This window comes from Actinoplanes sp. NPDC048791, from assembly GCF_040650095.1.
Lineage (GTDB): Bacteria > Actinomycetota > Actinomycetes > Mycobacteriales > Micromonosporaceae > Actinoplanes.
Genome location: NZ_JBEZGQ010000772.1, coordinates 1 through 4,159 on the forward strand (window position 1 = coordinate 1; position 4,159 = coordinate 4,159).

Consider the following 4,159-nt stretch of genomic DNA (forward strand, 5'->3'; position numbering starts at 1 on the left):
GCCCGCACGGACGGCCGGGCCCCAACCCCGCCGCCCACCCAACCCACGCCCGGCGCGGGGCGGGGGCGAAAACCACCCCCCCCGTTACACCCCCCCGCCACGGTCTGGTTGCCTCCGGTGCGCGATGGGTCGCGGCTGGATGGCGAGGCATCCCAGAGCTGCCGGGGTCCAGGGGCGAGTAGCCCCGGCCGCCGGAGGCCCTATCCGGGTCGTAGGGCCGGAGGCCCTGCCCGCCGGAGGCAGAACTGGGTGGGCGGGGCAAGAGCCGACTGGCCGAGACCATGATGTGCATCGATGCTCCATCATCGAAGTTGTGCTGCAGACATTGTGGCAGCGCCAAGTCTGTCCTAGTCTCTGGAGCGTTTGTGAGCAGATTAAAACTGACGTGGCAGGCGGCGAGGAACCCACTGCTTATCGCGGCGTTTGTATTGGTGGTTTTGCTGTCTCCGCTCGCTTTCCTTGGACTGACCCGAGTTGGTGACGACGACTTGGCAAGGATGAGCAATGTCGGTCAAGCTTACGGCTTCGCGTCCGCCATCATTTCGGCCGCTGCATTGTTCGCGGTAGCGAGGTCGTTCAGTATGCAAGTGAAGCAAAGTCGAGCAGCAGAGATCCAGGCTTTACGGTCAATGCATGTCGAGGTTGCACGACTTTCCTTCGAGTACCCGGACGTTGTTGCGCCGGCCTGGGGCAGGAGTCCGGATGACCGCGAATATCTGAGAGACGTGTGGCGCACTCTTGTTTTGCAGTACGCGCTAGCTGGGTACGAGCTTGGCGAAACCCCTGAGAGTAACTTGAGGCAAGAGTTCGCCCGCGGGCTTTTTAGCACCGCGGAAGGGCGAGCATGGTGGGGGGATACTAGGCTGGCTTCGGGGCAGTTCAGCGAGAGGTCAAGAAAGACGAGGATCGCCGTGTCGATACTGGAAGACGAGCTTCGTCGAATCGAGTCGCGGCTGTCATCGTCCGGGGATCCACGCGACGTTGAGGGCGACGGTCCATCACCGAGTGCTTGAGTCGGCATCAGCTGCTAGTCACGATACGCAAGCTGTATGGAGTGCAGGCCTCGCTCATCCAATGTTCGGGATGATCGAGGCGTCGTCGTGTATGCGGTAGCCGTGGTGGCCACCGCCGGCCCGCGCCGGGAGCGAAGCGGCAAGGCGCGGACGGCCGGCGAGATGGTTCGCGTGCGGCCCGGAGGGCCGCCTTGAAGACGTATGGAAAGTTCTCACCGTCAAATCCTTGACGGTGGATGACTTGGGGGAGGTAAGGCTAACCGCTGCCTAGTCACGGGTCATGAAATGCAGGATGGCGAACCCGATGCCGATCGAGGTTGCGAAGGTGGCCCCAGAGGCGCCCAGCACTGCCGGAACCTCGGCCCTGACAAGCAGCATGAGGAGGGAAGCGAGGCTAGCCGCGAGCATCGAAGCCAGCATGACGACGGTGAGCGGCCATGCGCGGTGAACCGACGGCCTCGATTGGCCGGTAGTCGCATCTTGAGTCATGGGTGGCAACGGTAGGCAATATTCGGTATGATCGCAAGCATGGACGGGCAAGATTCGGCAGAAGTGGGCAGCGGCAGGGAGAAGGCGTCCCGGGAGCAGTGGACTGATCTCGGCCAAAGGGTCGTCGCCCGTCGCGTGGAACTGGACTTGTCGCGAGCCGAGCTGGCCGAAGCCGCCGGCCTTGCCCTGCGGACGTTAGGAGACATCGAGTCCGCTCGTAGATTCCGCTACGACCGCACCACCCTCGCCAAGCTGGAGAAGGGACTGCAATGGACGCCTGGTTCAATCACTCAGATCCTGCATGCTTGGCGGGATCTGATGTACCCCAGGCGCCGAGGACGCACGGATGCGGACGTTGCGCTTGAGCACGTGATGAGATCACCTGACCTAACCGATGCACAGAAGGCGCGGATCGTCCAGCTGCTGATCGCTGAGCAGGAAGCCTTCCAGAGGCAGCAGATGTCGCGTGCCCAAGACCTGATCAACCTTGTGGGCAAAGCCGATGACGACTAGACGGCGGTACAGCAACGAAGTACAGCAACCGACCGGACCAAGTCAGCCTTCACCGCACCGGTAGACCTCGTCTGACCTCGTACGCGACCTGATCCACCCGCGTCGCCGCGAATTCGCATCGAGGCGATCATCATCCAACCCGCCGCTTGGCCATAATGGTTCGCCCTCCGGCCAACCATACGAAGCCAGTAACGTCGTCAAGATCTACCGATCGTGACGCAGCCAAAGCCTCGCTGGTTAGGACCCACCACACCTCGGAGCCCGGTTCTAGTCGGTAAGGCGCTTCTGGTCCTTCAAAACCTGACGCAGGATCAAGCGCAGACTGGATGGAACAGTGCCACCCCGCCACGGTGACAGGCGCACGTCCAGCGTTGTAGACGCGGAGATGCACCTCGGGATGCTCCACGGACCCAGGCTTGAACACTGCGAGGTCGACGCCTATAACAGGACCACTCTTCCGCCACGAGAAGACCTGCCACGACAGCGAGGCAGTACTCATGGCGATCGCGACGATCGACAACGTCTCAGAGCCAGTCATGATTACAGAATCGTCGCCGGGCATGCTTCCAGGCAACGATGATCTTCGAGGTTGCATGCCCGTTGCGTGCCCGTCCGATCGGCGAACAAGAGACAACAAGGGCTCCGGCAGGATGCCGTGGCCTGCCCGTTACAGCAGCTCGCACCAGGTGAGACGGCTTGCTCAACGCGATTTCCGAGCTGACAGTCGTGGCCGAGTTATGGGAAGTTCGTCAGTAGGCGCCACGTTCGGCGACAACTATCCGCGCCAATCGGGCACCTACTTTCCTTTGTTCAAAGCGTCTTGGCAGTCGGAGGGGGGTTTCGATCCCTTCACGACTGGCGGCGGATAAAGCCCTTGAATCCGACTGCCCTGCGCATGTCCGATCTTCGCTAAAATATATTGCGGACATATAATCCGTGTCTCAACGAGGCTGTTCGGAATTCTTTCAACGCCTCCCACCTCACTCAACAGTGTCGTGTGAGTGTCGTTAACCGAAAGCACGTAAGCCCAACGATGCTCAGATTCACCTTTAACTCCTATGTTCTCGAGGGGCATCCATGGCGTATCAGCAATTAGGTAGAACGCAGTGGTCATGGGGAGCAGCAGATAGACCGTAAGTGCTGCGGGGCCAATCCGACTAGATCCTGGGAGGATATGCCCCTTCTTTTCTGCGATCGTTATAAGAAACATCGCGATGAAAACCGTTGCGGTGGCGATGATCATGCTGAGTGGAGTTCTGGTCATAATCATTGCTAGGGCGCCCAGGAAAATCAGGATCAGGAGGTAGGTGTTTCGCACGGTGGCGCCGTTTCTGGAATCAGGCGGCCTAAGCGTGTACCTCCAGATTAGATGCGCGAAGACCAGTAATGACGCGTAACCAGTCCGGATCATCTCTAGGGCGAGCGAGCCTAGAAAGGCAAATATGTCTATTTCGCCCAGGATCGTACGGGCAACTTGCATATCCGCGTTTGAAAGAACGAGTATCCGGAACAGGGCGACGATGGCTGGTATAGCCGCAACTAGGGTAGCGGTAGTCCAACCGCTTAGTTGATCAAAGGTTTCCGCTACGCCTTCCGTTGATGCCTGCCGCTGGTCGCCCTCTGCCTCCGAATGAATATGCCCGGGGGTAGCAGGCTGCTGCGCGCTATTCGCATTGGTAACAAGCATCGAGGCCCCAACGACTTTTTCATCACGGGCTCGCAACCGTCGCTTCGATCGACTACCCATATCCTTCTCTTCTGTGTCGCATTACGATCGCATGGCATCTAGCGGCCGAGTGTGCTTGTCCACTGTGCCGGGAGATGGCTGATCGATCGATCCCCCGATCGGTGGGCCCGAGGATGCTTGTGGCTGACGAGGTTCGTGCGCGAGATGGCTTGATCCGAGCTGGCGGTGGTGGTGTGGGAGTCAGGTCTGACAGCAACGGTGACAGCAACCGGCTCGGACGACGAGGACCAGGGCGAGGCCGCGCTGGACGACCATCCGAGGTCACGGCCACGGACAGACGAGCCCGGACGGTGCGCCCCGGACTTACAAGCGAGGGGTCGTAGGTTCGAAACCTACCGCGCCCACCATGCTGGCTCCGGGGGCGACCCCCGGACTCCCCACGGTGCGGTGGTCGCGC

The 4,159-nt window shown here is 60.6% G+C and carries 4 protein-coding genes; 2 read left to right on the plus strand and 2 right to left on the minus strand.

From position 1 onward, the window contains the following. The first annotated feature begins 497 nt into the window (after window positions 1-497). Window positions 498-1,013 (plus strand): DUF6082 family protein, encoded by a 516-nt coding sequence (locus AB0C29_RS36640; protein WP_360830377.1) that lies wholly within the window; start codon window positions 498-500, stop codon window positions 1,011-1,013. A 267-nt stretch (window positions 1,014-1,280) separates the two neighbouring features. Here the strand turns inward: AB0C29_RS36640 and AB0C29_RS36645 are convergent, their stop codons facing one another. Further along, a complete protein-coding gene (locus AB0C29_RS36645; RefSeq protein ID WP_360830368.1) occupies window positions 1,281-1,502 on the minus strand; it encodes a hypothetical protein in 222 nt (73 codons plus the stop codon). 39 nt (window positions 1,503-1,541) lie between these two features. Between AB0C29_RS36645 and AB0C29_RS36650 the strand changes: the two genes are divergently transcribed. After that, window positions 1,542-2,015, plus strand: a complete 474-nt coding sequence (locus AB0C29_RS36650; RefSeq protein WP_360830371.1) for a hypothetical protein — start codon at window positions 1,542-1,544, stop codon at window positions 2,013-2,015. A 796-nt stretch (window positions 2,016-2,811) separates the two neighbouring features. Here AB0C29_RS36650 and AB0C29_RS36655 read toward each other — a convergent pair. Further along, a complete protein-coding gene (locus AB0C29_RS36655; protein ID WP_360830374.1) occupies window positions 2,812-3,762 on the minus strand; it encodes a hypothetical protein in 951 nt (316 codons plus the stop codon). Window positions 3,763-4,159 lie beyond the last annotated feature (397 nt).

What these genes read in the sequence shown, in the direction of transcription:
- AB0C29_RS36645 (WP_360830368.1), bottom strand. Translation starts at nt 1,502, where the DNA reads ATGACTCAAGATGCGACTACCGGCCAATCGAGGCCGTCGGTTCACCGC.
- AB0C29_RS36650 (WP_360830371.1), top strand. Translation starts at nt 1,542, where the DNA reads ATGGACGGGCAAGATTCGGCAGAAGTGGGCAGCGGCAGGGAGAAGGCG.
- AB0C29_RS36640 (WP_360830377.1), top strand. Translation starts at nt 498, where the DNA reads ATGAGCAATGTCGGTCAAGCTTACGGCTTCGCGTCCGCCATCATTTCG.
- AB0C29_RS36655 (WP_360830374.1), bottom strand. Translation starts at nt 3,762, where the DNA reads ATGGGTAGTCGATCGAAGCGACGGTTGCGAGCCCGTGATGAAAAAGTC.